Annotated in this window: 1 pseudogene; it reads left to right on the forward strand. The window is 75.2% G+C overall.

What is annotated here, in order from left to right:
- Positions 1–309: pseudogene (locus tag E1295_RS48290) on the forward strand (hypothetical protein); the annotation flags it as partial.
- Positions 310–739: the final 430 nt, after the last annotated feature.

The raw sequence follows: 739 nt of genomic DNA on the forward strand, positions 1-739 counted from the left end.
GTCGCTGCCGCCCAGCAGACCGGATCGCCCGGCGGTGGGGCGACGGGCGCCGGGCTGGCCGCCGCGCGGTCGGCGGCGAAGGCGGCCGCGCAGTCCGGCCCTCGCGTCCCGTCGCCCCGAGCGGGCGCCGCGTCCCGCGCCGGCGCAGCGGCGTGGCCGGACGCGATCCCGGGCCGCTCCAAGGGCCAGGACACCGACGAGGTCGACCCGCTCAACGACGCGGACGCCGACGTGGACGCGGTCTCGGGCATGGCGCTGCTGGAGCGCGAGCTCGGCGCCCAGGTGATCGGTGAGATCGACCACACCTGAGCGCGCCTGAGCCGGCTCTGTCCGCCCTTCGTCGCGGGCGACCATGGACTGACGTTCGAGGTGGGCGGGGGCACTGGTGCGGTGCGACATGGGCGCCGTGCTCGGGCAAGGTCGTGTGGGGGTTCCGGTCGCGGGCGCAATGGGGTGCCGGGTCGGTAAGTCCGGAGACGTCAGGAAGCTGGTGCTGCTCCCTAGAGGGTGAGGGGGCTGGTGCTGGTCCCTGAGGGGCAGGGGAGCCGGTGGGTTCCGGAGGGGTGACACGGTACAGGTCTGATCGGTCCCGGGTGTCGGTGCGGGGTGTGGAGGGTCGGGGCGTTGGTGCAGGGTCTGGGCGGTCCGGGGAGCCGGTTCGGGGTGAGGGTGGTCCGGGGAGCCGGTGTGGGGTGCAGGCGGTTCGGGGCGTTGGTGCAGCGTGCAGGGGGTTCCCGGG

The sequence above is a fragment of the Nonomuraea mesophila genome, from assembly GCF_004352805.1.
In the GTDB taxonomy this organism is placed as follows: Bacteria; Actinomycetota; Actinomycetes; order Streptosporangiales; family Streptosporangiaceae; genus Nonomuraea; species Nonomuraea longispora.